A 25,474-nucleotide genomic window follows, 5' to 3' on the forward strand; every position below is an offset into this window, starting at 1 on the left:
GTCCAGTTCGTCCGCCAGGGCCGGCACCTCGCTCCTCGGCGCCGCCTGAGGTGGCAGGGCGATCTTCGCGACGACCGCGCCGTGCGCCAGCCGCGCCTCGCTCTCGGCCGCCCGTACCCGGTCGAGCGCGGCGGCCAGGTCCTCGCGCCGCCTGCCGTACTCCTCCCTGGCCAGCAGCGCCCGTTCCAGGTCGGCGTGGCAGCCCGCGAGGATCCGGCCGGAGCGATCCAGGTCCCGCTCGGCGGGCGCGGCGCCGAGCGGGTCCTCCAGGGTCGCGCCGCGCATCCGCCGCAGCTCGTCCTCCACCTCGGCCAGGTCGATCGTCTCGCCCAGCCTGGCCTGCAGGTCGGTGACGGCGCGCAGCCGCGCGTCGGCGTCGTCCAGGAGGGGCAGCACGTCCGACCAGACGGCGTCGATCTCGGCCAGCACCCCTGTCACCACCTGGAACGAGGCGTCCATGCGCAGCACGGCCTCGTCGAGCGTGAGCCGCTCGTCCGCCTCGGGTAACAGCGAGCGCTGCTCAACGGGCTTGGCGGCGGCCTTCAGCACCACCGACGGGCCCGCGAGCAGCGCGGTCAGCTCGGCGAGCTGATCGGCGCCCATCCGGCCGCGGGAGGCCCTGATCTGCTCGGCGTCGCGCAGCACGCCCCGGTAGGCGTCATGGAGAACCCAGAGCGCGGACACGGCGGCCTGGCCCTCGGACCAGCGCCGCTGCGTGGCGCCGCGCAGGGAGGCGCCCTTGAGAACCCGGTAGGTGGTGTGCGACTCCAGGTCGAGCAGGTCGCCGGAGATGCGGTCGCGCTCGGCGGCGCGGGCGTGGAGCGCGTGCTCGACGCCCTCCCTGCTCATGGGTGGTCCCAGGCTCATCACGCTCCCCGTGAAGAGGGTCCCCGATGCCCCGTTTCTACCCGATCAACGGCAGGCCCGGTGGGTTGGTTCCGGCGCGGTAGGGAGGACCCTGACTTGTCCCTGATTGAACCCTGTGTCGCCTGCAATCGGCTTGAACGATCTCTTATCGTCACAGACATGGGACGCATTCTTCTGATCATCGCGGCGGTCGTCGCCGCGTTCCTGCTGCTCGGCCCCCTCGTGGGTTTCGCCCTCACGCTGCTGAAGTGGGGACTCGTCATCGCCGCCGTCGCCTACGGCGTAATGCTTGTGTCAAAGTGGGCGAAGAGGACATAGCGTCCGACCGCATCGCGGCGCATAGTGGGTGGATGGAGGCGCGGCCCGCGGTCGACGACGCCGCGCTCGGGCATGAGGCGCTGTCGGTGCTCGAGGCGAACTGGACGGGGACCGCCACCGTGCCCGCACCCGGCCTCTACCCCCACCAGTGGAGCTGGGACTCCGCGTTCGTCGCGATCGGCCTGGCCAGGCACCGCCCCGACCGCTCCCGCGCCGAGCTGCTCAGCCTCCTCGCCGGCCAGTGGGCGACCGGCATGGTGCCGCACATCGTCTTCCACACCCCGGAGGCGTACTTCCCCGGGCCCTCCGTCTGGCGGTCGAACGACCACGCGGCGGCGCCCCGCCTGCTCACCTCCGGCCTGACCGCGCCGCCGCTGCACGGCCTCGCCCTGTGGTGGATCTACCGGCACACCGGCGACACCGGCTTCGTCCGGCGCGCCTACCCCGCGCTGGTCGCGCAGCACCGCTACCTCGCCTGGGCCCGCGACCTGGGCGGGTGCGGCCTGGCGGCCATCGTGCACCCGTGGGAGTCGGGCATGGACGACAGCCCCACGTGGGACCTGCCGCTCGCCGCGCTGCCCGAGATCAGGTACGGCTACCGCAACGTCGAGCTGGAGGAACGCCACCCCGCCAGCGACCACGACCGCTACGTCTGGCTGGCCCTGCGCTACCGCAACGCCGGCTACCGGCCCGAGTACCTGCGCGACGAGCACCCCTTCGCCGTCGAATGCCCGATGTTCAACGGGATCTGGCTCGCCTCCTGCCAGGCGCTCGCCGAGCTCGCCCCGGTGATCCGTGCCGACCCCGCACCCCACGTCGAGCAGGCCGAACGGATCAGGCGGGCCCTGCTGGAGCGCCTCTGGGACGGCTGCTTCTACGCCCGCGACCTGCGCGCCGGACGGCTCATCCCGATCTGCACGATCGGCGCCTTCGGCCCGCTGCTCGACCCGGGGCTGCCCAGCGACCGCGTCGGCGCGGTCGTCGAGGTGCTCGAGTCGGCCCGGTTCATGGGCGCGACCGGCTACCCGGTGCCGAGCTGCGAGATCCGCGCCGCCCAGTTCGACCGCACCCGCTACTGGCGCGGCCCCTCCTGGGTGAACACCAACTGGCTGCTGCGCCGCGCCGCCGCCGTGCACGACCTCCTACCGCTGCGCGAGCAGCTCACCAGCGGCACCCTGCGCCTCGTGCGGCAGGCCGGGTTCCGCGAGTGCTTCGACCCGTTCGACGGCAGCGGCCGAGGCTGCCGGGACTTCTCCTGGAGCGCCGCGCTCACCCTCGACCTGCTCGCCGATACCGTGGGGGCATGAGCTTCCTCCGCCGCCTGCCCGCCGGCGTCCGCAAGTCCCTGATCACCGAGCGGGGGGAGCGGGTGCTGACGTTCTCCGCGTCGGACGGCGGCTACGTGGTGGCCACCAACCTGGCGCTGTTCCTGTCTGACGGGACCCGGGTGCCGTACGAGACGATCGACAAGGCCACCTGGGACGAGGAGGGGCTCCGCCTGATCACCACGGACGGCGAGCGGCGCCGGGAACGGCTGCCCGAGCCGCGACTGCTGCCCGAGACCGTGCGAGAGCGCGTCAACGCCACGATCGTGGTCAACAAGCACGTCACGCTGCCCGGGCGCGGCGGGGTGCGGCTCGTCGCCCGGCGCCGGCCCGGAGGCGAGATGCTCGGCTGGACGCTCGTCTTCGACGACGGCCTCGACCCGGAGGATCCCGGCCTGCGCGCGCTGGCGGAGCAGGCGCTGGAGGGAGTGCGGCGGAGCATGGGCGTGTGACGACGACCGCGCCCACTCGCCCACGCACCGCCGGACGGCCTCGTCGCCACCGCCGGCCTCGTCGCCACCGCCGGCGTCCCACCACCGCCGGCGTCGTCCCACCGCCGGCGCGGACCACGTCTCCCGCTTGCGCAGGATCCGTCAGTAGGGGATGCCGGTCTCGTCGTCCTTCTTCTCGCCGACCCCCGCCTCGTCGGGCCAGCCGGTGCCCGTGTCGGGGTGGCGGTCCTGACCCAGGAACGGGATCCGCTGCTGGAGCTTGTCCCCTACCTTGTGTCTGGCCACCTCCGCCACCTTCGACACCTGCGCGCCGACCACACCCGCGGTCTCCTGGAACCTCGGGTTGTCGGCGACACGCTGGGCCGCCTTCTTGATCTGCTCGTAGCGCTCGCGGCCCGCCCGGCTGCCCAGCACGTACCCGACAGCCAGCCCGGCAGCGAATGTCATCCGATATCGCATATTGCACCTCCGCTGTCTCCGGGCCTACCCCGATGACGATGCGACACGCACTCCAGGAGTGCGCTAATGTAGTCGTGCGCCGGACGGAGAGGCACAGAAGCCCCCGGACTGGCGCACTCGTTCGATCCCGCGTAGCTCAACGGCAGAGCAGCCGGCTGTTAACCGGCAGGTTATAGGTTCGAGTCCTATCGCGGGAGCTCTGACAGAGCCTGAGGGCCCCTTCCTTGATCAAGGATTGGGGCCTGTGTCGTTTCGGGGGCCACTACCGGTGTGATCGCCGTTCCGCCTTGCCGGTCGGCCGGCGGCGCTCGGAGTTGGAGCGGCGGCGGACGACGCCGGCGAAAGCCTCGGGCCGGTTGCCGGCCATGAGCTGGGTTCGGGTGCGGTGGCGGCCGATCCGGGTCTGTCCGGTGGTGAACCTTGACGCCAGGTGTGGCGGCCATGCGAACCGGTGACATCGCCGGTCGGCTGTGGCTGGACAGCCTGTCGCGTCGTCGGGTACGCGCCCGCCACGCCGGGCGTCGGCGGCCGGGTCCGTGCTGCTCAGGCGGGGTGTGCCGATCGGCTCGCGCGTGACCGGCGGGGCGGCCAGGCCGTGAGGCAGTGCCGGGTGGGTCTTCCGGTGTTGACGCCGTCTCGTCCACCCCCGCAGCATGGCCGCCCCGCCCATCGCAGGAGGCCCCATGAAACGACGGGTCGCAATCATCTGTTTCACCATCGCCGGAATGGTCGCCGCCATCCTGGCCGGGCCGGTGTCGGCGCGGACCTCGGATCCTACGGTCGTCCGCACCGACAAGGGCTGGGTGCAGGGCGCCGCCACGTCGTCCGGGCTGGTGTTCCGCGGTATTCCGTTCGCGGCCCCGCCCACAGGGCGATCACGCTGGCGGCCGCCCGGCCCCGTTTCGGAATGGAGCGGGATCCGTCCAGCGCTGCGATCCGGTGGCGCGTGCGCCCAGAACGCCTCGGACATCCTCGCCATTCCTAAGATCACCAACGAGGACTGCCTGTATCTCGACGTCCACACCCCACCCGCCGAGGTGGGGGGCGGCCGGCGGCCCGTCGTGGTGTGGTTGCACGGGGGCGGCTTCGTCTCGGGCTCGGGCTCCGCCTACGACGCCAAGCGGCTGGCGGCCAAGGGAAACGTCGTGGTCACGGTCAACTACCGGCTGGGCGCGTTCGGCTTTCTCGCGCATCCCGCCTTGACCGGTGAGGACCGGCGGGGTTCCGGCAACTACGGACTGATGGACCAGCAGGCCGCGTTGGGCTGGGTGCGGGCCAACGCCGCCGCCTTCGGCGGCGACCCGGGCAACGTCACGATCGCCGGCCAGTCCGCGGGCAGTGGCAGCGTCTGCGCGCATCTGATGTCTCCGGCGTCGCAGGGGCTGTTCCAGCGGGCGGTGCTGCAGAGCGGTCCGTGCACCATGTTGAGCCGTTCCCTCGAGGAGGCCGAGACCGCGGGGACCGACCTGGCCCACACGCTGGGATGCGACACCGCGGCGCCGGAATGCCTGCGCGCCGTGCCGGCCACCGCCGTACTCGATGCGAGTCGCTCCGACGGTGTCGCCGGGGAACTGCTGGGCGGACTGTCGTTCGCGCCGGTATCGCGATCCCCGCTGCTGCCGCGGCCGACGGAGGAGGCTCTGCGCGAAGGCGCCTTCGCCAAGGTCCCCACCATGATCGGCACCACCCGGGATGAGGCGACCGTCTTCGTGGCCATCCTGATGGACCAACTCACCGGCCGACTGCGGCTGGACACCCCGGCCGTGCGTAGCCGGTACTCAGGAGATCCCCGGCTCGTGGCCGCGGCCGTGCTGACCGACTACCTCTTCGCGTGCCCGAGCCGTGCTTCGGCGCGGGCGCTGGCGCGCCACAACCCGGTGCACATGTACGAGGTCGCCGAGCGCGACATGCCGAACGTCTTCGCATTCACGCCCGATTTCCCGCTCGGCGCCTATCACGGGGCCGAACTGCCGCTGCTGTTCGACCTGCCGGGACGCCCGATCGTCCTCACCCCCGCACAGCGGCAGCTGTCAGACCGCATGCTCGGCTACTGGAGCCGGTTCGCCGCGACCGGCGATCCGAACGGCCCTGGCCTGCCGAACTGGCCCGCCTACTCCTCGGCACAACTGCAGAGCCTGGCCGCCGCCGCGGTCGGCCCGATCCGCGACGCGGCGTTCGAGCGGACACATCACTGCCGGTTCTGGTCTTCGGTCGGTTCGATCACCCGACCCAGCTGATTCCCCGCCACCGTCCTGCGGCGCCTCGTCTCCAAGGCCCCGGGCCGCAGGACGGTCATCGCTCGGTCGACGCGGCCGGACTCGGCCGAGACGGCCAGCCGGGGGCAGTCTGGCTCCGGGCAGCCCCGAGAGGAACGGTGCTCGCCTCACAAAGCGGAGACCCCCGTCTGCCATCGACCCAGGGCGAGCCTGGCTCGACGCCCGCCCCTTGGTCGCGCGCCGCGTCCACCGGCCACCGCGTGCCATGGGGGACGCCCCTTTGGAGAGATGATTTCACGCCTTGTAACCGAAAGGTCACGCAGTATTGGATTTGGCGGGACAGGAGGCGGATCGCGCGCGAAGATGGGGGAGTCGCGCCGGCGTCGTCGCCGGTGTGGCAGCCGCGGATGTGCCGAGGGCGGTGTGGAGAGGGTGCCGCCATGAGGAGTCGCGCTGCCGGCCCGGAACCGGCGGAGCGCTCCGTGATCGAATAGTGACGGTTCCTGCGTGCGTACCTGGATCAGGTCCCTGCGTCCCTTCGACTCCATCGCCGTGCAGACGCTCGTCGAGCGAACCATCGACATCCGCGAGGCCGAGCGCTTCATCAGGCTCTTCCACGAAGAGAACCCCGGCGCCGGCGCCCCGCACACCCGGCTGCGCGAGGTCGCCCGGGACATATCGCGCTACGGCACCTACGCCCACACCCCCGAGGAGCTGGAGTTCGGCGCCAGGGTGGCCTGGCGCAACAGCAACCGCTGCATCGGCCGGCTCTACTGGCGCTCGCTCAGGGTCCGGGACCGGCGGCAGGTCACCAGCGCCGAGGGCGTGGCCATCGAGTGCGTGACCCACCTCCGCGAGGCGACGGCCGGCGGCAGGATCCGGCCCACGATCACCGTGCTCGCCCCCGACCTGCCCGCTCGCCCCGGGCCGCGGGTGCTGAACGAGCAGCTGATCCGCTACGCCGGATACCGGCAGGGCGACGGGAGGGTCGTCGGTGACCCGCGCTACGTGGACTTCACGGACATGGTGCGCGCGTCCGGGTGGAGCGGCGGGCAGGGCGGCCGGTTCGACGTGCTTCCCCTGATGATCCAGGCGGGCCGCGGCCATCCGCTGCTCTGCAACCTGCCCGGCGACGCCGTCCTGGAGGTGCCCATCGTCCACCCGCACTACCCGTGGTTCGAGGAACTGGGCCTGCGCTGGCACGCCGTGCCCGCGATCTCGGACCTGTGCCTGGAGATCGGCGGGCTCTGCTACCCGTGCGCGCCGTTCAACGGCTGGTACATGGGGGCGGAGATCGGCGCCCGCAACCTCGCCGACGTCGACCGCTACGACCAGCTGCCCGTGGTGGCCCGGCACCTCGGACTGGACACCTCCACCGAGCGGTCGCTCTGGCGCGACCACGCGCTGGTGGAGCTGAACGTGGCGGTGCTGCACTCGTTCGAGCGGGCGGGGGTAACGATGACCGACCACCACACGGAGTCGGAGCGGTTCCTCACCCACCTGGCGCGGGAGGAGAAGGCGGGCCGGGTCTGCCCGGCGGACTGGTCGTGGATCGTTCCGCCCATCTCGGGCGGCGTCACGCCGGTGTTCCACCGCTACTACGACAACCCCCGGCTCAGTCCCGCCTTCGTCCGCCACCGGTGACGGCGCCTTGCCTCCACGGCCTAGAACATGGTTCGGTTAACGCATGGAAGAACTCGTGCTCTCCTCCCTGGACGAGGGCGTCCTCACGCTGACCTTGAACCGTCCCGACCGGCTCAACGCCTGGACGCTGGCGATGGGGCGGCGCTACTTCGACCTGCTGGAGGAGGCCGGGAAGGACCCCGGCGTGCGGGCCGTGGTGGTGACCGGGGCCGGAAGGGGGTTCTGCGCCGGGGCCGACTTCCAGGCGCTCACCGCCATCCAGACCGGCGACTTCGACGAGGAACCCGACCCGCGGCCCAACACGTTCCCCACCACCGTCGGCAAGCCGGTCATCGCCGCCGTCAACGGGGCCTGCGCCGGGCTCGGCATGGTGCACGCGCTCGTCTGCGACCTGGTGTTCACCGCCGACGACGCCAAGTGGACCACCGCCTTCGCCCGGCGCGGCCTCATCGCCGAGTACGGCCTGTCGTGGGTGCTGCCCCGCCTCGTGGGGCAGCAGCGGGCCATGGACGTCCTGCTGTCCGGCCGCGTCTTTAGCGGCGCCGAGGCGTTCCGGCTCGGCCTCGCCAACCGCGCGGTGCCGGCCGGCTCGCTCCTCGCCGAGGCCCAGGAGTACGCCCGGGACCTCGCCGCGCACAGCTCGCCCGCGTCCATGGCGGTGATCAAACGGCAGGTGTGGCACGACTGGGAGGTCACGCTGGCGGAGGCCACCCAGGCCGCCGTCGGCGAGATGCTCGCCTCCTTCGACCGGCCCGACTTCACGGAGGGCGTCGCCAGCTACCTCGAACGCCGCCCCCCGAACTTCCCACCCCTGTGACCAACCCGGCGACTCCAGCCCTCCGGCTGTCGGCGGCTCCGGCTTTCCGGCGACTCCGGCTTTTCGCTGGTTCCGGTGCTGAGCTGGCTCCGGTCCTGGGTGGTTCTGGCCCGGCCGTAAAAGCAGCCTTAAAGGGGAAGCCGCCGGGCGCCCGGGGCGGGGACGGCGGGAAGGAAGCGGGGCGGCTGCCAGGCGCGTTCGGCGTAGGCGGCCGTCACGGACTCCTTGACGCTGTCGAGCCGGTCCTCGGCCACCAGGGCGATGGCGGAGCCGCCGAAACCGCCGCCCGTCATGCGGGCGCCCCGCGCGCCGCCCCGGAGAGACGCCTCCACCGCCACGTCGAGCTCCGGCGAGGACACCTCGTACTGGTCGCGCAGCGACAGGTGCGAGGCGTTCAGCAGCGCGCCGATCTCAGTGATCTTGTCTGCCCGGAGCAGCCCGATGAGGGCCTGGACGCGGTGGTTCTCCGTGACGACGTGCATGGTGCGGTTGCGTTCGGCGCCCTGGAGCCGGTCGAGCGCGCCGGACAGGTCGGTGACGTCGCGCAGCGCGGCCACGCCCAGCTTGCGGGCCGCCGACTCGCACTCGGCGCGGCGCTTGGCGTACTCGCCGCCCGCGTGCTCGTGGTGGACCCGCGTGTCGATGATGAGGATGCGCAGGCCCTGGGAGGCCAGGTCGAGCGGGACGGCGCGGGAGGCGAGGGAGCGGCAGTCGAGGAACAGCGCGGTCCCCTCCTGGCAGAGCGCCGAGGCGGCCTGGTCCATGATGCCGCAGGGCATGCCCACGAAGTCGTTCTCGGCGCGCTGGGAGAGCAGGGCCAGCTCCATCGGGGTCATGCCGAGCCCGTGCAGGTCGTTGAGCGCGCACGCGACGGACACCTCCAGGGCGGCGCTGGAGCTGAGCCCCGCTCCCCGCGGCACGTCGCCGTCGATGGCGATGTCGGCTCCCGGCACCTGCTCGCCCAGCCGGTGGTCCAGCATCGCGAGCACGCCCACGACGTAGCGGGTCCAGCCCTGGGCGTCCTCGTGCCGGCTGATCGTGACGGGACCGCCGGGTGACTGGAGGGAGAGCAGACGGACGGCGCGGTCGTCGCGCGGGCTGACCGCGGCCGTGACGCCCCATGGCACCGCGAACGGGAGGACCAAGCCGTCGTTGTAGTCGGTGTGCTCGCCGATCAGGTTGACGCGGCCCGGGGCGTGCCAGACCGTGCGGGGGTCGGCACCGAACGCCGCACGGAAAGCTTCAATAACGCGCATGACCAAACACTCCTCAACATCAGCCCGACCGTAGACTAGCGCCCATGAAGGAGCTCCTGGAGCCTGGCCTCGGCTCGGTCCGGGTTTTCGTCAAGCACGACGACAACAAGGCGCGCAAGCTCAAGTACAACCTGGGCCATCCGCGCGTGCTCACCTTCGGCGGCGCCCATTCCAACCACATCCGCGCGGTGGCCGCCGCCGGAAGGCGGCACGGCTTCGAGACGATCGGGGTGATCCGCGGCGAGGAGCGGCTGCCGCTCAACCCGTCGCTCGCCTACGCGGTCTCCCGCGGGATGACGCTGACCTACCTCGACCGGGCCACGTATCGCCGCAAGCACACGCCCGAGGTGCTGGCCGGGCTGCGCGAGCGGTGGGGGGACGTGGCGATTCTCCCCGAAGGGGGCAGCAACGCTGAGGCCGTGCGCGGGTGCGCCGAGCTCCCGGGCGAGATCGCGGAGGAGTACGACGTCATCTGCTGCCCGGTCGGCACCGGAGGCACGCTGGCGGGCATCTCGGCCGGGTTGCCGCCGGGCCGCACGGCGCTCGGGTTCGCGGTGCTGAAAGGAGCGGGGTTCCTGGCGGACGAGGTGGCCCGGCTGCAGCGGGAGGCATACGGGCGGGTCTGGCCGAACTGGTCGATCGACCTCGGCTACCACTTCGGCGGCTACGCGCGCTCGACACCCGCCCTGGAGGCGTTCGCCGCTGGACACGGGGTGGAGGGGATCTACGTGGCGAAGATGCTGTACGGCGTCCTCGACCGCGCACGGCAGGGCTTCTTCCGGGACGGCGCCCGCGTCGTCGCCGTGATCACCGGCCTGCCCTTCCCCCTGGGAGACCCGGACGTGGTGGCCGGTCAGGCCGTCACGCCTGTCACGTCATGAGGCGCGCCGACCGGCTTCGACTCGGGTGAGCCGCGCTGGCGCAGATAGATCGAGAGCACCACCATCGACAGCACGGCCAGCAGCTCCGACTGCCAGTTCTGCAACGACCTGTTCCAGAACTCGGGCGAGGTCAGGTACGACCCCCACGAGATCGGGTTCCGCAGCTCGGCCAGCCGTTCGGCGTTGTATCCGGCCGTGCCCGCCACCGACTGCGCCAGCCACGACCCCACGAACGCCGCCCCCATGGCCAGCCCCAGCGAGTTGCTGTACAGCCAGAGCTTCAGCCCCTTGGCCCTGGCCCACGCGGGGGAGTTCTCCCGGGCGTACGGGCCGACCATCTGCTCGTCGTCGGACCCGGCTCCCTCGCTGCCGGGCTCCTTCGACTCCGGGGAGCCCTTCTGCACCAGCCAGACCGTCAGCACGGTGAAGAGCAGGAACTGCAGGTACTCGGACTGCCAGTTCTCCGCCACGTCCACGGCGAAGTTCGACGACACGACGTACTCCAGGATCGAGACCGGCTCCGCGCCCATGACCCGCTGCTCGTCGTTGAACTGCAGCGCGCCCGCCACCGCCTGCCCGCCCAGCGCCAGCACGAACAGCACCAGGAACGTCAGCGACAGGGCGTTCTCCTTGATCCACTTCATCCCCGACTCCTCGAGCTCACAGGTGGGACAGGCCGACCACGATGAACCAGATCAGGCCGGACACGATGATCAGCACGGTCACCGCGAACATGACACGCATCAGTCCTCCACCTCGCAGTCGTAGGGGAGGTCCCCGCGGGGCTCGCAGCCCGCGGCCTTGACCCGCCAGCCGTAGCTGTAGCGGTGCAGGAACACGGTGTCGCCGGCCATCCGCACCTGGGCCTCGTCACCCCAGACCTCCACACCGGTGACCCGGCCGCCGGGGCCCAGCTCCAGGGCCTGCAGGGCCTGCGGGCACGTCTCGCCGGGATCGGGCAGCTTCTCCGCGGTACGGCGGGCGAGCATCGCGCAGGCTGCCTCGTCCTTCCGCGCCGCCACGGCGGCGTGGAAGCGCTCCGCCGCGCGGGCGGGGGCGGTGGTGTCGATGGAGCAGGCCGCCGCCAGCGCGAGTGCGAGCAGCGCGAGCGGAAGTCTCATGCGCCCCAGCTACCCATATCGGCACCGGACATTCTGATCTCCGTAATCGAGGGGCTCAGCGGGGTCTTTCCAGACCCACGTGTCCGGAACGTCCCGGTACGGTACGAGCCATGCGCGCCGACCGAGCGGCACCGGGGATCCTCGCCGCGCTGGTGGCGCTGTCCACCGCGTGCGCCGCCACGGCCCCGTCCGCCCAGAGACCGTCCGCCCAGAGACCGTCCGCCCAGAGACCGCCCGCCCAGAGCCCGCCCGGTCCGGAGACCCGGGTGGGAGTGACCGCGACGAGCCCAATGCGAACCCCCGGCGTGCCCGCGCTGGCCGGGAAGGTCGTCGTGCTCGACCCCGGGCACAACGGGGGCAACGCCTCCCACCCCGAGGTGATCAACCGGCAGGTGGACATCATCACCCAGCGCAAGCCGTGCAACACGACGGGGACCGAGACCGACGCCGGATACCCCGAGCACGCCTTCGCCTGGGACGTGGCCTCCAGGCTCAAGCCGCTCCTGGAACGCGCGGGCGCCGAGGTCGTGCTCACCCGCCCGAACGACACCGGCGTCGGCCCGTGCATCAACGAACGTGCCGCCGCCGGCAACAGGGCGGAGGCCGACGCGGTCCTGTCCATCCACGGAGACGGGGCCGCCCCGGCGGGGCGCGGGTTCCACGTGATCCTTCCCGGGCTGGTGGCCGGGCACAACGACCCCATCGTCGAGCCGTCCCGCCGGCTCGGGCTCGCCGTCCGCGACTCCTACCGGACCGGCACCGGCCTGCCGTACGCCACGTACACGGGCCGGAACGGCCTGGAGACCCGCACCGACCTCGGCGGGCTGAACCTGTCGACCCGCCCGGCGGTGTTCGTCGAGTGCGGCAACATGCGCAACACCGGCGACGCCGCCAAGATGTCGGACACGGCCTTCCGCGAACGCGTCGCCGCCTCCCTGGCCGCCGGCCTGACGAAGTATCTCCAGACCGGGTGAGCCTTTCCGCGAGGCACCCGTAATCGGGCTAGCTGCGCGCGACCGCGGCCTCACCGCCGGACCGAGCGAAACGAATCCAGCGGCAACTCCAGTCGTCGTCGTTGCCGGGCACCGGCGGTCCGTACTGCTCCTCGAAGGGCGCGTACCGTCCCCGGGTCCCTTCGTGCAACCCGCGGCTGACCTGGTATCTGCCGGGTCGCACCCGCAGCAGTGTGCCGACGCCGCGGAGGTCGTCCAGGTCGAGTTTCACCGGTGAGTCCTGCTCGGTCAGGGCACGCAGCCCCGCGGTGGTCTCCTCGATCGTGCTGAACGGGCCGACCTCGGTGGCGCCGACCGGTGCCCACACGACGGCGACCCGGCCGGTCTGGAGATCAAGTTCGGCCGTCGGGGTTTCCTTGTTCCGTGCGGCCGGCCCGGCGGCGTAGCGGTGCGGGGCGTCCGTGTTCCGGACCCACGAGCGCATGACGAGGAAGCCGTCGTCGCCCGAGGTCGCCACCTCGGCAAGGCCCTGACCGTCCATCTCCCACACGAGACCGGTGTGCTGGTCATCCGCGCCGAAGCGCACGAGGCCGGTCTCGAACTCCTCCTCGTCAGAGGGGTAGAGCACCGCGTTGGCGCGGCTGAGGTCGCACCCGGGATCGAGCTCGTACTCCGGGGTCAGGACCGCGCCGCCCCAGGCGGCGAAGGCGTCGACCTCGCAGACGAGCAACGGCCCGCCCTCGCAGCCGACCTTGGCAAGCCACACGTACCGAGGCTGCGGATCGGGATCAGTGTCGATCACCGCGCCAACCTAGCACTGTCCCTCCCGGACTGACCCGTGTCAAGCCGCCCCGACGACCAGGAAGGACGACAGCGGGCCCGTTGAACCCCGACCCCCGGGCGCGTTACGCGCCGACCAAAGCCGGAAATCACGCCTCAGCAGAATGGCTCAGCCGGCCACTGGGCGATCACGAAAGCGAGGGTTTGGTGTCGCGCCCGGCCGTGATTCCGGTTTTCCCGGCCGACGGAAATCCCGGAAAGAGACGGCGTGGAATTCGCGGTTCGGGCCGGTTTATCGGCCGTCCGGCCTTCACCGCGGTGCCGCCTTTCGGCCCGTAACGCGTGACGCCGCGCAGGTCGGGGACCGTCCGGAGCGGTGGCGTCGCGGCCTCGCGCCGCTGTCCCGCGGTTCCGGTATTCGCACCGAACCGATATCGCACCACCTTTACCGTGGAGCTCCCCATTCATCCACCACGCGGATACCATCGGTAATTGCTCATGCTTTCAGCCGACACGGGAGTGGTTTCGCGGATGAAATCCGACGCGGCGGAGCCAAGGCGTGAGTGGCCCGAGACACTCGACGTCGACGGCCTGATCGCGGACGGCTGGCGTCCCCGGCCCTTCCGCCAGTTCCTGCTCAAGGTGCACAGCCGGTGCAACCTGGCCTGCGACTACTGCTACGTCTACACGCTGACCGACCAGAGCTGGCGCTCGCAGCCGATGGTCATGTCGCCCGCGGTCGTGGCGACCGCCGCCCGCCGCATCGCCGAGCACGCGCGCGCCCACCGGCTGCGTTCGCTCCGCGTCATCCTGCACGGCGGGGAGCCGCTGCTGGCCGGCCACGACTACCTGAGCGACGCCGTCCGCGTCATCCGCGCCGAGGCGGCCCCCGACGTGCGCGTCGACGCCACCGTCCAGACCAACGCCGTCCTGCTCGACGAGAAGGCCCTGCGCGCCTTCCACGAACTGGACCTGAAGGTGGGGGTCAGCCTCGACGGCTCCCCGCGAGCGCACGACCGCAACCGGCGCCACGCCGACGGGCGCGGCACCCACGCGGCCGTGGCCGCCGCGCTCCGCCTGCTCATGCGCGACGACTTCCGCGACCTGTACGGCGGGCTGCTCTGCACGATCGACCTGGACAACGACCCCGTGGAGACCTACGAGGCGCTCATCGCGTTCGACCCGCCCATGATCGACCTGCTGCTGCCGCACGGCACCTGGGAGTCGCCGCCGCCCGGCCGAACCCCCGACCAGACCAGGACGCCGTACGCCGACTGGATGATCGAGGTGTTCGACCGCTGGTACGGCTCGGACCGGGACGAGACGGTCGTCAGGCTGTTCCACGAGATCATCCGGCTGCTCCTCGGCGGCGCGTCGGCGACCGAGGCGGTCGGCCTCACCCCGACGAGCCTGGTGGTCGTGGAGACGGACGGCACCATCGAGCAGACCGACTCCCTCAAGGCCGTCGGCCACGGGGCCGCCGCCACGGGCCTCAACATCACCGACCACCCGTTCGACGCCGCCCTCCGGCACCCCGGCGTGGTGGCGCGGCAACTCGGCTGGGCCGCGCTCGGCGCGGAGTGCCGCGCCTGCCGCTACGGGCGGGTGTGCGGCGCCGGTCTCTACCCGCACCGTTACCGGCCGGGCACCGGCTTCCGGAGCCCGTCGGTCTACTGCGCCGATCTCTACCGGCTGATCGGCCACATCCGTTCGCGGCTCGTCACCGATCTGCGCGGGCCGTCATCATGAGCCGCCCGACGCGGGCCGTCATCATGAGCCGCCCGGCCGCTTCCGCGGGTCCGTCCGGTGGGGCGCGGGAGCACGTGCGAAAGGACAACGCGATGCAGCACGCTGCGCACCGACTGCCCGGCGAAGTCCTGTCCGCTCTGGCGCGGGGAGCCGGGGGAGCCGCCGCGGCCCGCCACCTGCGGGCCGCCGAACGCAGCAGGCACCTGCTCCTGATCCTGGGCGTGGTCGACGCGGCCAGGCTCGCCGGCCACCCGCACGCCGACGTGGCGGAGCGGGCCTACGGAGCCCTCGCCGCGATGGAGAGGGCGGCGCCCGCCGCGGTGGACCGGCTGATCCGCCACCCGGCCGTGGGCGCGTGGGCCTGGCACACCGTCTCGGCGCTCCTCGGCGACGCGGACGGCGGGCACGGACCGCCCAGCTCCGGCAAGGATGGCGGGCACGATCCGGCCAGTTCCGGCGAGGATGGCGGGCACGATCCGGCCAGTTCCGGCGAGGATGGCGGGCACGATCCGGCCAGTTCCGGCGAGGGCGGCGGGCACGACCCGGCCGGGCTCGGGGCGGTCGCCGTCGCGGCCGCCGTCGTGGGGGGCGTGCCCTGCGAGGCGGAGGCGCCCGCGGTGGACGGATACGTGATGCTGCCCTCGCTCGGGGCGCTCTCCGTGCCGGATTCGGAAGGGCTCGTCCGCCTCCGGACCGCCGGCCGGTGCGCCGTGACGGCCGGCGGGCGCGAGGTGACCGTGGGGGAGGGCGTGGAGTCGCCCTGCTGGCGGGGGCTCCACCGGCTGACCGCCGAGGCGGAAGGCCACCGGCTCAGCGTTCTCCTCGACGACCTCGACCCGTACCGGTGGCCCGCCGGCACCGCGACCCACGAGAGGATGACCGGGCCCGAACGCCTCGCCCTGGCAGCCCGGCTCCGGGAGGCATGGCGCGTCCTCGTGGCCGGGCACTGGACCATCGCGGAGGAGACCGCCTCCATCGTCACGGTGCTCACGCCGATCCACGCGCCGGAGGGGGTCATGAAGAGCGCCTCCTCCAAGGACCACTTCGGCGCCGTCGCGCTGTCGCCCCCGCCGGACGCGCTCCGGCTCGCCGGCACGTTCGCGCACGAGGTGCAGCACGCCAAGCTGTCCGCGCTGCTGTCCGTCACCGATCTGGTGCAGCCCGACGACGGGCGGCGCTTCTACGCGCCGTGGCGCGACGACCCGCGGCCGGCCTCCGGGCTGCTGCATGGCGCCTACGCCTACCTCGGGGTGAGCGGCTTCTGGCGGCGGCAGCGGGCGCTGCTCGGTCCCGGCGAGGAGAGGTTCCGGGCCGAGGTGGAGTTCGTCCGCTGGCGGGAGGCGGCCTACCAGGTGACCGGTACGCTCGCCGCCTCCGGGCGGTTGACCCGGGCGGGGGACAGGTTCGTGGAGGGGATGCGCGGCACCCTCCAGCAGTGGTTGAAGGAGCGGGTGCCGAAGGAGGCCGTCGCGGTCGCCCGCCAGGAGTCCGGCCTCCACCGGCACAAGTGGACCGACGCCCACGGGTGACGCAAGGGCACGTACACGGCCCCCGCCTGGGCCGTCAGAGGGGTGGCGGGTCGAAGTCCATGTCGACGCGCCCACCCGCCAGGATCGCCTCCCGGTGGTCTCCCGCCCGGCTGTCGGGGTGCAGGCGCGCCGACATGGCCTCCTGGAGCCGGTCCGCCTTCATGTGCTCTCCCGTCTCGCGCAGGTCGAGTACGAGGTTCCTGGTGGCGGAGAACGTGAGGTAGTGGTCCTCGTCGAAGTGGGCGCGGAGCCTGTCCAGCGTCCTGGCGTCGAGGTCGCGGGCGGCGGCGTGCTCGCCGAGGGCGGCCAGGTCGCCGGCCAGGTTGATGGCGCAGGTCAGGGTGTAGTGGTGGTCGGGGCCGAGCCGGTCGCGCAGCGACTCGTGCACTTCCTCGTTGGTCTTGCGCGACTCGTCCGGACGGCCGCGCAGCCTGTGCATGAGCGCCAGGTTCAGCCGGCACCCCAGCGTGTAGGGGTGCTTCGTGCCGTAGATCTCGATGTACCGGGGGACCGTGTCCTTCGTCATCTCGAACGCGGGACCGTACTCCCCGGCCACGCGCAGCGCGTTCGCCATGTTGACGGCGGCGGCCAGGGTGTCGGGGTGCCGCACCCCGAAGAGCGTTCTGAGCTTGGTGTACGTCGCCTCGGCCAGTTCGAGGGCCTCGCCCAGGTCACCCCGCATCCGCTGGGCGATCGAGAGGTCCTTGGCCGCCTTGAGCGTCAGCGGGTGGTCGACCCCCAGCTCGTCACGCCCGTAGTCGTACGCCTCGGCGCCCATGTCGCACGCGTCGGAGAAGTCGCCGCACAGCCGCACCACCCGGGCCAGCGAGGACATGGAGTTGAGGATCGCCCACTTGCTGGCCCCCGCGGTGCCGGTGCTCTGCTCCAGATAGGCGTACTCGTGCTCCTGGCGGGCGGCCTGGTAGTCGCTGACGAGCGCGTGGTCCAGGGCCAGGTTGTTGATCGCGCGCAGGGTGTTGGGATGGGTCTTGCCGAAGACCCGCTCATGGAGCTGCCGCGAGATGCTGTCCTCCTTCCTGGCCTCGGCGAAGTCGCCACGGGCCCGGAGGTTGGCGCCGAAGTTGTTGATCACCGCCAGCGTCTGCTCGTGCTCCGCGCCGAGGGTCTCGCGCATCATGGCCAGCGTTTCCTCGTTGAGCGTGTACGACCGGTCGAAGTCGCCGAGCTGCCACAGCACGTTGCCCAGATGCCGGCGCACCGTCAGCACGTCGCGGTCGTGCGGGCCCGACTCCTTCGTCCACTTGTCCAGCAGCTCCTCGGCGATCTCCCTGGCCGTGCGGTAGTCGCCTCTGCGGTAGAGGTAGCGCATGACCTTGATGGCGAAGTCGCGGACGGCCGGGTCGTCGCAGTCGGCCACCAGGGAGGGCCGCAGGTGTCCCACGAGCTCGGCCCAGTCGCCCCAGGAGGCGTTGTCGTCGGGATCGTCCGGCGCGCCGTCGGCGAGCAGCCGGTGGACGACGTGCCTGGTGCCCGCCTGCTCGTCCGGCGAGAGATCGTCCCGGAGGAGGGCCTGAACCAGCCGGTGGACCTGGATCGTGCGGGTGTCGGAGTCGATCCGGGCCAGGGCGAAGCGGTTGAGCTCGCCGATCGCCTTGGTGAGCATGATGGGCCTGGCCAGCAGCTCGCCGAGCCGGCGCGGCAGGGAGCCGCTGCCCCGCCGGAACACGTCGCGCGGGATGGGCTCCGGGCCGAAGAAGGCGCAGCAGCGCAGGATCTCGACCGCCTCGGGGCACCGTGTCCCGAGCTGGGTCACCGACAGCCGCCACGCCGCGGTCATCGACACGGGATACTCGGTCGACTTGCCGGCGTTGAGGAGGGTTCTGGTGTTCTTCGCGAGCTCGTCCAGGTAGTCGTCGACGGAGATGGCGGTCTGCGCCATCAGCGCTCCCGCCTGCTCCAGGGCGAGGGGGAGGTCGCCCAGCGCCTCGGCGAGGCGGTAGGCGTCGGCCTCGCTGATCGCGTGGGGCAGGCGCCTGGTCAGGAACTCCACGCTCTCATCGCGGGCGAACACGTCCACCGAGACGGTCTCGGCGGCCGTGTCCCAGCGGGTGTTGCGCGAGGTGATCAGGACGTGCCCGTTGGCGGGGATGTAGCCCTTGATGGACTCGGGCTGGTCGGCGTTGTCGAACACCAGCAGCCACCGGCTGTAGGGGTCGCCCCGGCGCAGGGCGTCGCAGACCGCCTCGGCGGACTCCTCGGTGCCCACGGTGTCGGCCTGGGGCACGCCGAGCCGCGGGGCCAGGGCCGCCAGCGCCGGAGGCACCAGGACACGCTGGTCGGCGGTGATCCACCACACCAGGTCGTACTCGCCGCGGTAGCGCCAGGCGTACTCGATGGCCAGTTGCGTCTTGCCGACCCCGCCGAGGCCGTGCAGCGCCTGCGGTAACGGGACGACCGCGGTGACGGCGTCTATGCTGCGGCGGATCTGCGCCAGCAACTCCTCTCGCCCCGTGAAGTTCTTGTTGCGCGGCGGCACCTTGCCCCAGACCTCGGGAGCCTTCGCCGGAGCATTCGCGACCTTGCCCACCGACTCCATCTGGGACCTCCCGACAAGATATTTCCCGATACAGCGATCCTAAAGGTTGATTAGCGCGGCGTCCCGTCACAGAATCGCATATGAGACGCCAATGATCGTGACCATTGGAGACGCTCATCTGCCCGCCGAATATATCCGTACGTATATATCCGCGATCCGGGCGACCGAATATGGTCCCCGTGTCAACCGCAGGGAGTTGTGCATGAGCGAAGAGGTCCCACGAACCGCCGCCCTCATCGACGTCTCCGGCGTATCGCTGGAAAACCTTCGAAGGCTCGACAGTGTGGCGCTGAGGCGCGTGCTCGACGGCCTGCGCGAGGGTGACGAGGAGACATTGGCGGCATTCGACTCGGCCACTTGAGAGCGCGCGCGAGCAGCGCGCTCCGAGGGTGCCATGAAAGAATTCGGCGCGTGGCGAGACGGTGAGTGGGACCGGCTGATCGACCAGCTGGCCACGGGCGACTGCGTGCCCTTCATCGGCGCGGGCGCCTGCGCCGGGAGCCTCCCGGACGGCCGCGCGCTGAGCAGGCGGCTGGCCGAGAAGCACAAATATCCGTACGACAGGCCGGACGACCTCACCGAGGTCACCGACTACCTGGTCTGGTGGTTCGGCGGCGACGTGCCCTACGTCAAGTCGCTGATCTGTGAGGAGCTCCGCGCGGATCCGCCGGACTTCGACGACCCGCTGGAGCCGCACGGCCTCCTGGCCGGCCTGCCGCTGCCGATCTTCATCACCACCAATTACGATGACTTTTTACTTAAAGCGCTCATTCATGCCGGTAAGTCGCCGAATGTGGCTATATGTCCCTGGCATGCGGAGATAGACCACAGTGCCGAGTTGTTGCGGAGCGAAGCGGGCTGGAACCCCCGGCCGGAGGCGCCGCTGATCTATCACCTCCATGGCAGCCTGGCCCAGCCGCAGTCCATCGTGCTGACCGACGAGGACTATGAGGAATTCATCACGAGCCTGGCGGCAGACCAGACCATCATTCCGCCGGTGATCAGAGGGGCGCTGACCAGGCGGTCGTTGTTGTTCATTGGATACAGCATGAGAGATATGACGTTCCGGACGATCTTCAACGGACTGCAGCGCGTTCTGCCGGGCATCGTCCGCCGCCGTCACGTCAGCGTGCAACGGCGCCCTGAGAACGATCGGTCGGATGGCAGGGAAGGGCCTCCGACTATGCAGTTCATCGCCGATCGCTTCGAGAAATGGCGTATTTCCATCTACTGGGGGACAATCGACGAATTCACTGCGGAGCTGCGGCGGCGATTGGGGCAGGGCGATGTCAGCCATCGGCATGGTTGAGCGGCGAGGAGAGCCCTATGTCGGGCCGCGTTCCTTTCGCGCCGAGGATCGCCACAGGTTCTTCGGCCGCGAGCGGGAGGCGCGGGAGCTGGTCGATCACTGGTCGGCGAACCCGCTGACCGTCCTCTGCGGCCCTTCGGGCGTCGGCAAGACCTCGCTGCTGCGGGCCGGCGTGGTGCCGCTGCTGGATCCCGACCGGATGGACCTGCCGCCGATCGGCCGCGTCTCGCGGGTCCGCTCCTTCCCCAGCGCGGCGCTGCGGGAGGGGCACAATCCGCACGTCTTCGCCGTGCTCTCGTCGTGGTCGCCGTACGAGTCGCCGGCCGACCTGTCCGGCCTGACGATCCCCGCCTTCCTGCGCCGCCGCCGGCCCCAGCGCCACGACCAGTACGGCGACCCGATGCTCTCCCTCGTCGCCATCGACCGGGCGGAGGACCTGTTCGCCGACCCGGGCGGCGCTCACACGCAGGGCGAGGACTTCCTCCGCCAGCTCGCCCACGCGATGAAGGAGGACCCGTACCTCCGGGTGCTCATGGTGCTGCGTGACGACCAGCTCGCGACGCTGAAGCGGCAGGCGGGGATCTTCAGGCGGCCCGTGGAGTATCCGCTGAGCGCCCTCGAACCCGGCCCCGCGGTGGAGGCCGCCTGCGGGCCGCTGCGCGGCACGGGCCTGCGCTTCGCCGAAGGCGCGGCGGAGACGCTGGTCGACGACCTGAGGACCGTGCGGCTTGGCACCCCCCTGGGCGAGGAGATCGTGGAGCGGCTCCCCCTGGTCGAGCCGCTCCAGCTCCAGGTGGTGTGCTCAACGCTCTGGAGCGCCCTCCCGCGCGGCGAGTCCGTGATCACCGTCGACCACGTGCGCGAGCTGGCGGACGCCGACCGTTCCCTCGCGGTGTTCTGCGACCGGATGATCGAGGAGGTGTCCCACGAGGTCTTCCGCGACGAGTCCGAACTGCTGCGCGCGAAGCTGCGCGCGGCCTTCGTCACCGAGTGGGGCAGCAGGAACGTGGTGAGCCTGGGCCTGACCGAGACCGCAGGGCTGCCCGACCGGGTGATCCGCGCGCTGGTCGAGCGCCGCATACTCAAGCTGGAGGAGCGCCCGATGGGCGGCCGCCTGTGCGAGCTGTCCCACGACCGGCTCGTACAGGCGATCATGCGTGACGGCGCGGGCAAGCGGGCCAGCGACCCCACCGATCCTGTCGAGCTGCGCAGGCTCGCCGAGCTCGCGCTGAGCGAGGGCGACTTCGAGCGCGCCGCGACGTACGCCGAGGTGGCTCTCCAGCGCAGCGGGGGGGACATCCGGCGGCGCGCCGAAGCCGAGTCGCTTCTCGGCGACATCGCGTTCCAGAGCGACGACCTCGAGGAGGCCGCCGGGCGCTACGGCCACGCGGCGGCGCTCCTGCAGAGCGTCCCCGGCGGTGACTCGGCCGTCGCCATGCTGCTGACCGCCATCGGCCGCATCAGGATCGGGCAGGGCCGCTTCGAACCGGCGCTGCGCGATCTCGAGGCCGCTCTCCGCCGCCGCCCCGACGATCCGATCATCCAGACCGAGCTCGCCTGGGCGTTGTGGTACGGCGGGCACGTCAACGGCGCGATGGACGTGCTCGACGCGGTGCTGGCGCGTGAGGGCGACACGGAGGAGGCGCTGCGCGCGCGGGGCGAGATCATGGCGGATCTCGGACGGCCCGCCCCGGCGCTGCAGGACCTCGACCGGCTCCGGCCGCACCACTCCCCGTCCACCCGGTCGGCCTACGCGCTGGCGCTCGCCCTGGAGGGCAAGGTGAAGGAGGCGGCCGCGATCGCGCCTCCCGTGGAGCGGGAGAGGAGCGGCGCCGTGCTGTTACGGGTGGCCCGTATCGAGGAGGCGGCGGGGAACGCGACCGCCGCCGCCTCCCTCGCCCGGCGGGCGAAGGAGCGGGACACCCGCCCGCCGCTGCCTCGCGCGCTGGCCGTGGAGGCGGATCGGCTGATCCCCGAGTAAATCGACAATGCGGTGATCAAATTGTTCGCAGTGTATTAACCTTCAGCGGTGAGTCCTCCCCCCAGGCCGCCGGGGCCGCGTGAAGCTGTCGCTGTGGATCCTGCCGGTAGTGAGGATGAGGCGTGAAGGCATGGGGACCGCGATCGGTCCTGTCCTCTTATCCAGGGTTCCGGTGGATATGGGCGGGATCGACCGTATCCATGGCCGGCACACGGGCTCTGGGCGTCGTCTATCCGCTGCTGGCCGTCCTGATCGGCGGCTCGGTCGTGTGGGCCGGCTGGGTCGTGTTCGCCTGCACGGCGCCCACCCTGCTCTACGTACCCGCGGGCGCCATCGTGGACCGCCACGATCCCCGGCGGGTCCTGATGTGGAGCGAGCTCCTCAGGGTGGCCGCGCTGGCGAGCCTCGTCGTGGCCCTCGGGTGGTGGGAGCTGCACCTCTGGCACCTCCTCGTCGTCGCCTTCTGCGAGGCCGCCCTCTCGGTCTTCTCGACCCTCGCCATGACCGCGCTCATCCCGGCGATCGTCCAGAAGCGGGACATCGGCGACGCGATGGCTGTGCAGGAGGGCAGCGTGCACGTGGCCGTGCTCGCCGGGCGGCCACTCGGCGGATTCCTCTTCGGGTTCGGGCCGGTGGTCCCGCTCGTGGCCAACCTCCTCCTGATCGGCGCCTTCGTGGGCACCCTCGGCAAGCTGAACCACTCGTTCACGCCCCGGCCCGGCGCGCGGCTGCTGAGCGAGATCCGGACCGGGGTGCGCGAGGTCCGCGGCAACCCGTTCCTGCGCGTGGCCATCTCGCTCACGGCGTGCACCAACCTGATCTTCCAGGCCCTCGTCATCGTCTTCATCGCCACGGGACTGGCGCAGGGCACCTCTACCCTGGTCACCGGGCTGGTCCTCGCCGCGACGGGCATCGGCGGGGTGGTGGGCGCGCTCATGGCGCCGGCCAGGTCGGGGATCGCGGCCTGGATGGACGACAAGACGTCGGGCAGGCCCGTCCTGGCCCGCCTCACCGACATGGCGGGGCTCACCCGCCAAGGGCGCTCGACGCTGGTCCTGCACACCTGGCTGTGGGCGGTCGCGCTCATCCTCATCGTCGTGACCGACACGCCGTTCGTGTTCGCGGTCGCCCTGGCGCTCATGGGGATGAGCGGCGGACTGAGCAACGTGAGCATCAGGACGGTGACCAGCCGGCTCGGGCCGCACATCGTCGGCCGGGCCGCGGGCGTCCTGCGGCTGGTGAGCCTCGGCGCGGCGGCGCTGGGGCCGCTCTTCGGCAGCGCCCTCATCATGCTCTTCGACGTGCACGCGGCGGTGATCGTGCTGCTGGCGATGACACTGATGATCTCGGCGGTGGTCACCGGGGTCCCGGCGCTGCGCGAAGGACTCTCACCGGGATGGCACGACGAGCGGCGGCCCGTCCCGGTGAAGGCGGGGATGAGGGCGCGGATGAGGTCCAGGCAGGGCGCGAAAGTGTGACACGCGGGTGATCGACCTTCGTGGCGGAGGGTGGCCCGCCCGTGGCGGGCGGGCTCAGGCGGGGGTGTCGGCGATGTGGTTGGCCGCGACGTAGCCGAACGTCATGGCGGGCCCGAGGGTGGAGCCGGCGCCGGCGTAGCTGTGTCCCATGACGGCGCCGCTGGCGTTGCCGGCCGCGTACAGGCCCTGGATGACCGAGCCGTCCGCGCGCAGCACCCGCGCGCGGGCGTCCGTGCGCATCCCGCCCTTGGTGCCCAGGTCGCCCGGGACGATCTTGAACGCGTAGAAGGGCGGCAGCCACAGGGGCGCGAGGCAGGGGTTCGGCCTGACGTGCGGGTCGGCGTAGTAGCGGTCGTAGACGCTGTCGCCGCGGTGGAAGTCGGCGTCCGTGCCGCGCAGCGCGAAGCCGTTGAAGCGGGTGACCGTGGCGCGCAGGGCCGACGGCGGGACGCCGATCTTGTGGGCGAGAAGCTCGACCGTCAGGGCCCTGTGCACGGCGCCGCTCTGGTACCAGGAGTCGGGCAGCGGCAGGAGCGGGGCGATGTCCTTGAACAGGTAGCGGTTGCGGTAGTTCTGGTCGACGATCAGCCAGGCGGGGATGTGCGGCGCTGACGGCGTGTCGCGGTCGTACATGACGTGCACCACGTCGCTGTAGGGCGCCCCTTCGTTGACGAAGCGCGCGCCGTCGCCGTTGACCAGGATGCAGCCCGGCAGGGTGCGCTCCGCCAGGCAGAAGTACGCCTCGCCGGGCAGCGGGATCGCCGGGCCCCACCAGGCGTCGTCCATCAGTTCCAGGGCGGCCCCCGCCCGCTCCCCGGCCTCGATGCCGTCGCCGGTGTTCTCCGTGGCGCCGACCGTCCAGTCCGTCCCGATGGGCTGGCGCTGGAACTCGGCGCGCATGGCGGCGCTGTGCTCGAACCCGCCGGAGCCGACGACGACGCCCCGGCGGGCCCTGACCAGGGTCTGCTGGCCGTTCCGGTTCACCAGCACGCCGGTCACGCGGCCGCCTTCCAGACGGAGGTCGAGCAGCGGGGTGTTCAGCCACACCGGTACGCCGGCCGCGAGCAGCCCGGCGCGCAGCCCCCCGGCCAGGGCCTGGCCCATGGTCAGCGGTTTCTCGCCGCGGAGGGCGGCCGCCGTGCCCCTCGCCAGGCAGGCGGCGCCGACCTCCACGCCCTTCGGGTTGACCGCGGCCAGGGTCAGCCACTTGTAGTCGGCGCTGAAGACGACCATGCCGGCCGGGGTCGGGATGTAGGGCGGGTTGAGGCGGGCCAGCTCCGCGCCGAGGATGTTGCCGTCGAGCTGGTCCGGCTCGATGGAGCGCCCGTTCGGCAGGCCGCCGGGGAACTCGGGATAGTAGTCGGAGTAGCCCTCCATCCAGCGGAAGCGCAGCGGGCTGTTCCGCATCACGAACGAGAGCATCGCGGGGCCGTCCGCCAGGAACGCCGCCTGGCGGTCGGCGGGCACCGTGTCGCCGACGACGCGGGCCAGGTAGGCGGCGGCCTTGGCCGGGGTGTCCGGCACGCCGGCGGCCAGGATCACCTCGTTGCACGGGATCCAGATCCCCGCCCCGGACCGGGCCGCCGAGCCGCCGAACGTGGGCGCCTTCTCGATCACCACGGTCCGCAGGCCCCGCCTGGCCGCCGTCAGCGCCGCGGTCATGCCCGCGGCTCCGGAGCCCACCACGACCACGTCGTACTCGATCTCCGCGTACGCGGGCAGGCGGCCCAGAGCCGCGCCCGCCACGAGCACCCCGCCCGCCAGCGCGGCGCCGCGGAGCAC

22 protein-coding genes and 1 tRNA gene are annotated in these 25,474 nt (G+C 71.7%); 15 read left to right on the forward strand and 8 right to left on the reverse strand.

Annotated elements, in window-relative coordinates; genetic code table 11:
• The coding region (locus tag DQW85_RS40030) for a hypothetical protein (RefSeq protein ID WP_113704946.1) at positions 1-849 on the reverse strand (849 nt) is incomplete at its 3' end.
• A gap of 177 nt (positions 850-1,026) precedes the next feature.
• Between DQW85_RS40030 and DQW85_RS45195 the strand changes: the two genes are divergently transcribed.
• The 3 genes from DQW85_RS45195 to DQW85_RS40040 are packed head-to-tail and all read left to right on the forward strand — an operon-like array spanning position 1,027 to position 2,962.
• The gene (locus DQW85_RS45195) at positions 1,027-1,185 is read left to right on the forward strand and encodes a hypothetical protein (RefSeq protein ID WP_162795761.1); all 159 of its coding nucleotides are present in this window, start codon (positions 1,027-1,029) and stop codon (positions 1,183-1,185) included.
• Between the two features lie 32 nt (positions 1,186-1,217).
• Positions 1,218-2,492, forward strand: a complete 1,275-nt coding sequence (locus tag DQW85_RS40035; RefSeq protein WP_113704947.1) for an amylo-alpha-1,6-glucosidase — start codon at positions 1,218-1,220, stop codon at positions 2,490-2,492.
• A complete protein-coding gene (locus DQW85_RS40040) occupies positions 2,489-2,962 on the forward strand; it encodes a hypothetical protein (RefSeq protein ID WP_113704948.1) in 474 nt (157 codons plus the stop codon). Before DQW85_RS40035 ends, DQW85_RS40040 begins: the two co-directional genes overlap by 4 nt.
• A gap of 141 nt (positions 2,963-3,103) precedes the next feature.
• On the opposite strand, the gene DQW85_RS40045 is transcribed toward DQW85_RS40040, so the two are convergent.
• Positions 3,104-3,421, reverse strand: a complete 318-nt coding sequence (locus DQW85_RS40045) for a YtxH domain-containing protein (protein ID WP_113704949.1) — start codon at positions 3,419-3,421, stop codon at positions 3,104-3,106.
• A gap of 125 nt (positions 3,422-3,546) precedes the next feature.
• Here DQW85_RS40045 and DQW85_RS40050 point away from each other — a divergent pair.
• The 4 genes from DQW85_RS40050 (at position 3,547) to DQW85_RS40065 (ending at position 8,098) form a co-directional block, all read left to right on the forward strand.
• Positions 3,547-3,618, forward strand: a tRNA-Asn gene (locus DQW85_RS40050).
• A gap of 486 nt (positions 3,619-4,104) precedes the next feature.
• Positions 4,105-5,658 carry a carboxylesterase/lipase family protein gene (locus DQW85_RS40055; RefSeq protein WP_162795762.1) on the forward strand — a complete coding sequence of 518 codons (1,554 nt, stop codon included), beginning with the start codon at positions 4,105-4,107 and terminating at the stop codon, positions 5,656-5,658.
• A 486-nt stretch (positions 5,659-6,144) separates the two neighbouring features.
• Positions 6,145-7,281 (forward strand): nitric oxide synthase oxygenase, encoded by a 1,137-nt coding sequence (locus tag DQW85_RS40060; protein ID WP_113704951.1) that lies wholly within the window; start codon positions 6,145-6,147, stop codon positions 7,279-7,281.
• Between the two features lie 43 nt (positions 7,282-7,324).
• A complete protein-coding gene (locus tag DQW85_RS40065; protein ID WP_113704952.1) occupies positions 7,325-8,098 on the forward strand; it encodes an enoyl-CoA hydratase-related protein in 774 nt (257 codons plus the stop codon).
• Between the two features lie 128 nt (positions 8,099-8,226).
• Here DQW85_RS40065 and galK read toward each other — a convergent pair whose 3' ends face one another.
• Entirely contained in the window at positions 8,227-9,354 is a 1,128-nt protein-coding gene (gene galK / locus DQW85_RS40070; protein ID WP_113704953.1) for a galactokinase, read from the reverse strand.
• A gap of 44 nt (positions 9,355-9,398) precedes the next feature.
• Between galK and DQW85_RS40075 the strand changes: the two genes are divergently transcribed.
• Positions 9,399-10,235: a 1-aminocyclopropane-1-carboxylate deaminase/D-cysteine desulfhydrase gene (locus tag DQW85_RS40075; RefSeq protein ID WP_113704954.1), complete on the forward strand. Its 837-nt coding sequence runs from the start codon at positions 9,399-9,401 to the stop codon at positions 10,233-10,235.
• On the opposite strand, the gene DQW85_RS40080 is transcribed toward DQW85_RS40075, so the two are convergent.
• Both DQW85_RS40080 and DQW85_RS40085 read right to left on the reverse strand, forming a co-directional pair.
• Entirely contained in the window at positions 10,208-10,879 is a 672-nt protein-coding gene (locus DQW85_RS40080) for a DUF6766 family protein (RefSeq protein ID WP_113704955.1), read from the reverse strand. The two genes, DQW85_RS40075 and DQW85_RS40080, sit on opposite strands and share 28 nt — an antisense overlap.
• 99 nt (positions 10,880-10,978) lie before the next feature.
• Complete coding sequence (locus DQW85_RS40085; protein WP_113704956.1) at positions 10,979-11,356, reverse strand: hypothetical protein; 378 nt, start codon at positions 11,354-11,356, stop codon at positions 10,979-10,981.
• 110 nt (positions 11,357-11,466) lie between these two features.
• Between DQW85_RS40085 and DQW85_RS40090 the strand changes: the two genes are divergently transcribed.
• Positions 11,467-12,330 (forward strand): N-acetylmuramoyl-L-alanine amidase, encoded by an 864-nt coding sequence (locus DQW85_RS40090; protein WP_113704957.1) that lies wholly within the window; start codon positions 11,467-11,469, stop codon positions 12,328-12,330.
• A gap of 28 nt (positions 12,331-12,358) precedes the next feature.
• On the opposite strand, the gene DQW85_RS40095 is transcribed toward DQW85_RS40090, so the two are convergent.
• Positions 12,359-13,111, reverse strand: coding sequence for a hypothetical protein (locus tag DQW85_RS40095; RefSeq protein WP_113704958.1), 753 nt, complete (start codon positions 13,109-13,111; stop codon positions 12,359-12,361).
• Positions 13,112-13,620: 509 nt separating this feature from the next.
• Between DQW85_RS40095 and DQW85_RS40100 the strand changes: the two genes are divergently transcribed.
• Both DQW85_RS40100 and DQW85_RS40105 read left to right on the forward strand, forming a co-directional pair.
• Positions 13,621-14,838: an FxsB family cyclophane-forming radical SAM/SPASM peptide maturase gene (locus tag DQW85_RS40100; RefSeq protein ID WP_113704959.1), complete on the forward strand. Its 1,218-nt coding sequence runs from the start codon at positions 13,621-13,623 to the stop codon at positions 14,836-14,838.
• 92 nt (positions 14,839-14,930) lie between these two features.
• Positions 14,931-16,367 carry an HEXXH motif domain-containing protein gene (locus DQW85_RS40105; protein ID WP_162795763.1) on the forward strand — a complete coding sequence of 479 codons (1,437 nt, stop codon included), beginning with the start codon at positions 14,931-14,933 and terminating at the stop codon, positions 16,365-16,367.
• Positions 16,368-16,401: 34 nt separating this feature from the next.
• Here the strand turns inward: DQW85_RS40105 and fxsT are convergent, their stop codons facing one another.
• Entirely contained in the window at positions 16,402-18,924 is a 2,523-nt protein-coding gene (fxsT, locus tag DQW85_RS40110; protein WP_113704961.1) for an FxSxx-COOH system tetratricopeptide repeat protein, read from the reverse strand.
• A gap of 202 nt (positions 18,925-19,126) precedes the next feature.
• Between fxsT and fxsA the strand changes: the two genes are divergently transcribed.
• From fxsA to DQW85_RS40130, 4 genes are all read left to right on the forward strand, one after another.
• Positions 19,127-19,285, forward strand: coding sequence for an FxSxx-COOH cyclophane-containing RiPP peptide (fxsA, locus tag DQW85_RS45200; protein ID WP_162795764.1), 159 nt, complete (start codon positions 19,127-19,129; stop codon positions 19,283-19,285).
• A gap of 33 nt (positions 19,286-19,318) precedes the next feature.
• Complete coding sequence (locus tag DQW85_RS40120; protein WP_113704963.1) at positions 19,319-20,233, forward strand: SIR2 family NAD-dependent protein deacylase; 915 nt, start codon at positions 19,319-19,321, stop codon at positions 20,231-20,233.
• On the forward strand, positions 20,211-22,214 hold the full coding sequence (locus DQW85_RS40125; protein ID WP_162795765.1) for a tetratricopeptide repeat protein: 2,004 nt from the start codon (positions 20,211-20,213) through the stop codon (positions 22,212-22,214). The genes DQW85_RS40120 and DQW85_RS40125 overlap by 23 nt, the downstream gene beginning before the upstream one ends.
• Positions 22,215-22,336: 122 nt before the next feature.
• Positions 22,337-23,692, forward strand: coding sequence for an MFS transporter (locus tag DQW85_RS40130; protein ID WP_275888300.1), 1,356 nt, complete (start codon positions 22,337-22,339; stop codon positions 23,690-23,692).
• 54 nt (positions 23,693-23,746) lie between these two features.
• On the opposite strand, the gene kstD is transcribed toward DQW85_RS40130, so the two are convergent.
• Positions 23,747-25,474 (reverse strand): 3-oxosteroid 1-dehydrogenase (gene kstD, locus DQW85_RS40135; RefSeq protein ID WP_338043450.1); only part of this gene is annotated, 1,728 nt, incomplete at its 5' end.

This window comes from Nonomuraea lactucae (assembly GCF_003313395.1).
Lineage (GTDB): Bacteria > Actinomycetota > Actinomycetes > Streptosporangiales > Streptosporangiaceae > Nonomuraea > Nonomuraea lactucae.

What these genes read in the sequence shown, in the direction of transcription:
- DQW85_RS40040 (WP_113704948.1), top strand. Translation starts at nt 2,489, where the DNA reads ATGAGCTTCCTCCGCCGCCTGCCCGCCGGCGTCCGCAAGTCCCTGATC.
- DQW85_RS40055 (WP_162795762.1), top strand. Translation starts at nt 4,105, where the DNA reads ATGAAACGACGGGTCGCAATCATCTGTTTCACCATCGCCGGAATGGTC.
- DQW85_RS40080 (WP_113704955.1), bottom strand. Translation starts at nt 10,879, where the DNA reads ATGAAGTGGATCAAGGAGAACGCCCTGTCGCTGACGTTCCTGGTGCTG.
- DQW85_RS40035 (WP_113704947.1), top strand. Translation starts at nt 1,218, where the DNA reads ATGGAGGCGCGGCCCGCGGTCGACGACGCCGCGCTCGGGCATGAGGCG.
- DQW85_RS40100 (WP_113704959.1), top strand. Translation starts at nt 13,621, where the DNA reads ATGAAATCCGACGCGGCGGAGCCAAGGCGTGAGTGGCCCGAGACACTC.
- DQW85_RS40045 (WP_113704949.1), bottom strand. Translation starts at nt 3,421, where the DNA reads ATGCGATATCGGATGACATTCGCTGCCGGGCTGGCTGTCGGGTACGTG.
- fxsA (WP_162795764.1), top strand. Translation starts at nt 19,127, where the DNA reads ATGAGCGAAGAGGTCCCACGAACCGCCGCCCTCATCGACGTCTCCGGC.
- DQW85_RS40125 (WP_162795765.1), top strand. Translation starts at nt 20,211, where the DNA reads ATGTCAGCCATCGGCATGGTTGAGCGGCGAGGAGAGCCCTATGTCGGG.
- DQW85_RS40090 (WP_113704957.1), top strand. Translation starts at nt 11,467, where the DNA reads ATGCGCGCCGACCGAGCGGCACCGGGGATCCTCGCCGCGCTGGTGGCG.
- fxsT (WP_113704961.1), bottom strand. Translation starts at nt 18,924, where the DNA reads ATGGAGTCGGTGGGCAAGGTCGCGAATGCTCCGGCGAAGGCTCCCGAG.
- DQW85_RS45195 (WP_162795761.1), top strand. Translation starts at nt 1,027, where the DNA reads ATGGGACGCATTCTTCTGATCATCGCGGCGGTCGTCGCCGCGTTCCTG.
- DQW85_RS40075 (WP_113704954.1), top strand. Translation starts at nt 9,399, where the DNA reads ATGAAGGAGCTCCTGGAGCCTGGCCTCGGCTCGGTCCGGGTTTTCGTC.
- DQW85_RS40105 (WP_162795763.1), top strand. Translation starts at nt 14,931, where the DNA reads ATGCAGCACGCTGCGCACCGACTGCCCGGCGAAGTCCTGTCCGCTCTG.
- DQW85_RS40120 (WP_113704963.1), top strand. Translation starts at nt 19,319, where the DNA reads ATGAAAGAATTCGGCGCGTGGCGAGACGGTGAGTGGGACCGGCTGATC.
- DQW85_RS40085 (WP_113704956.1), bottom strand. Translation starts at nt 11,356, where the DNA reads ATGAGACTTCCGCTCGCGCTGCTCGCACTCGCGCTGGCGGCGGCCTGC.
- DQW85_RS40065 (WP_113704952.1), top strand. Translation starts at nt 7,325, where the DNA reads ATGGAAGAACTCGTGCTCTCCTCCCTGGACGAGGGCGTCCTCACGCTG.
- galK (WP_113704953.1), bottom strand. Translation starts at nt 9,354, where the DNA reads ATGCGCGTTATTGAAGCTTTCCGTGCGGCGTTCGGTGCCGACCCCCGC.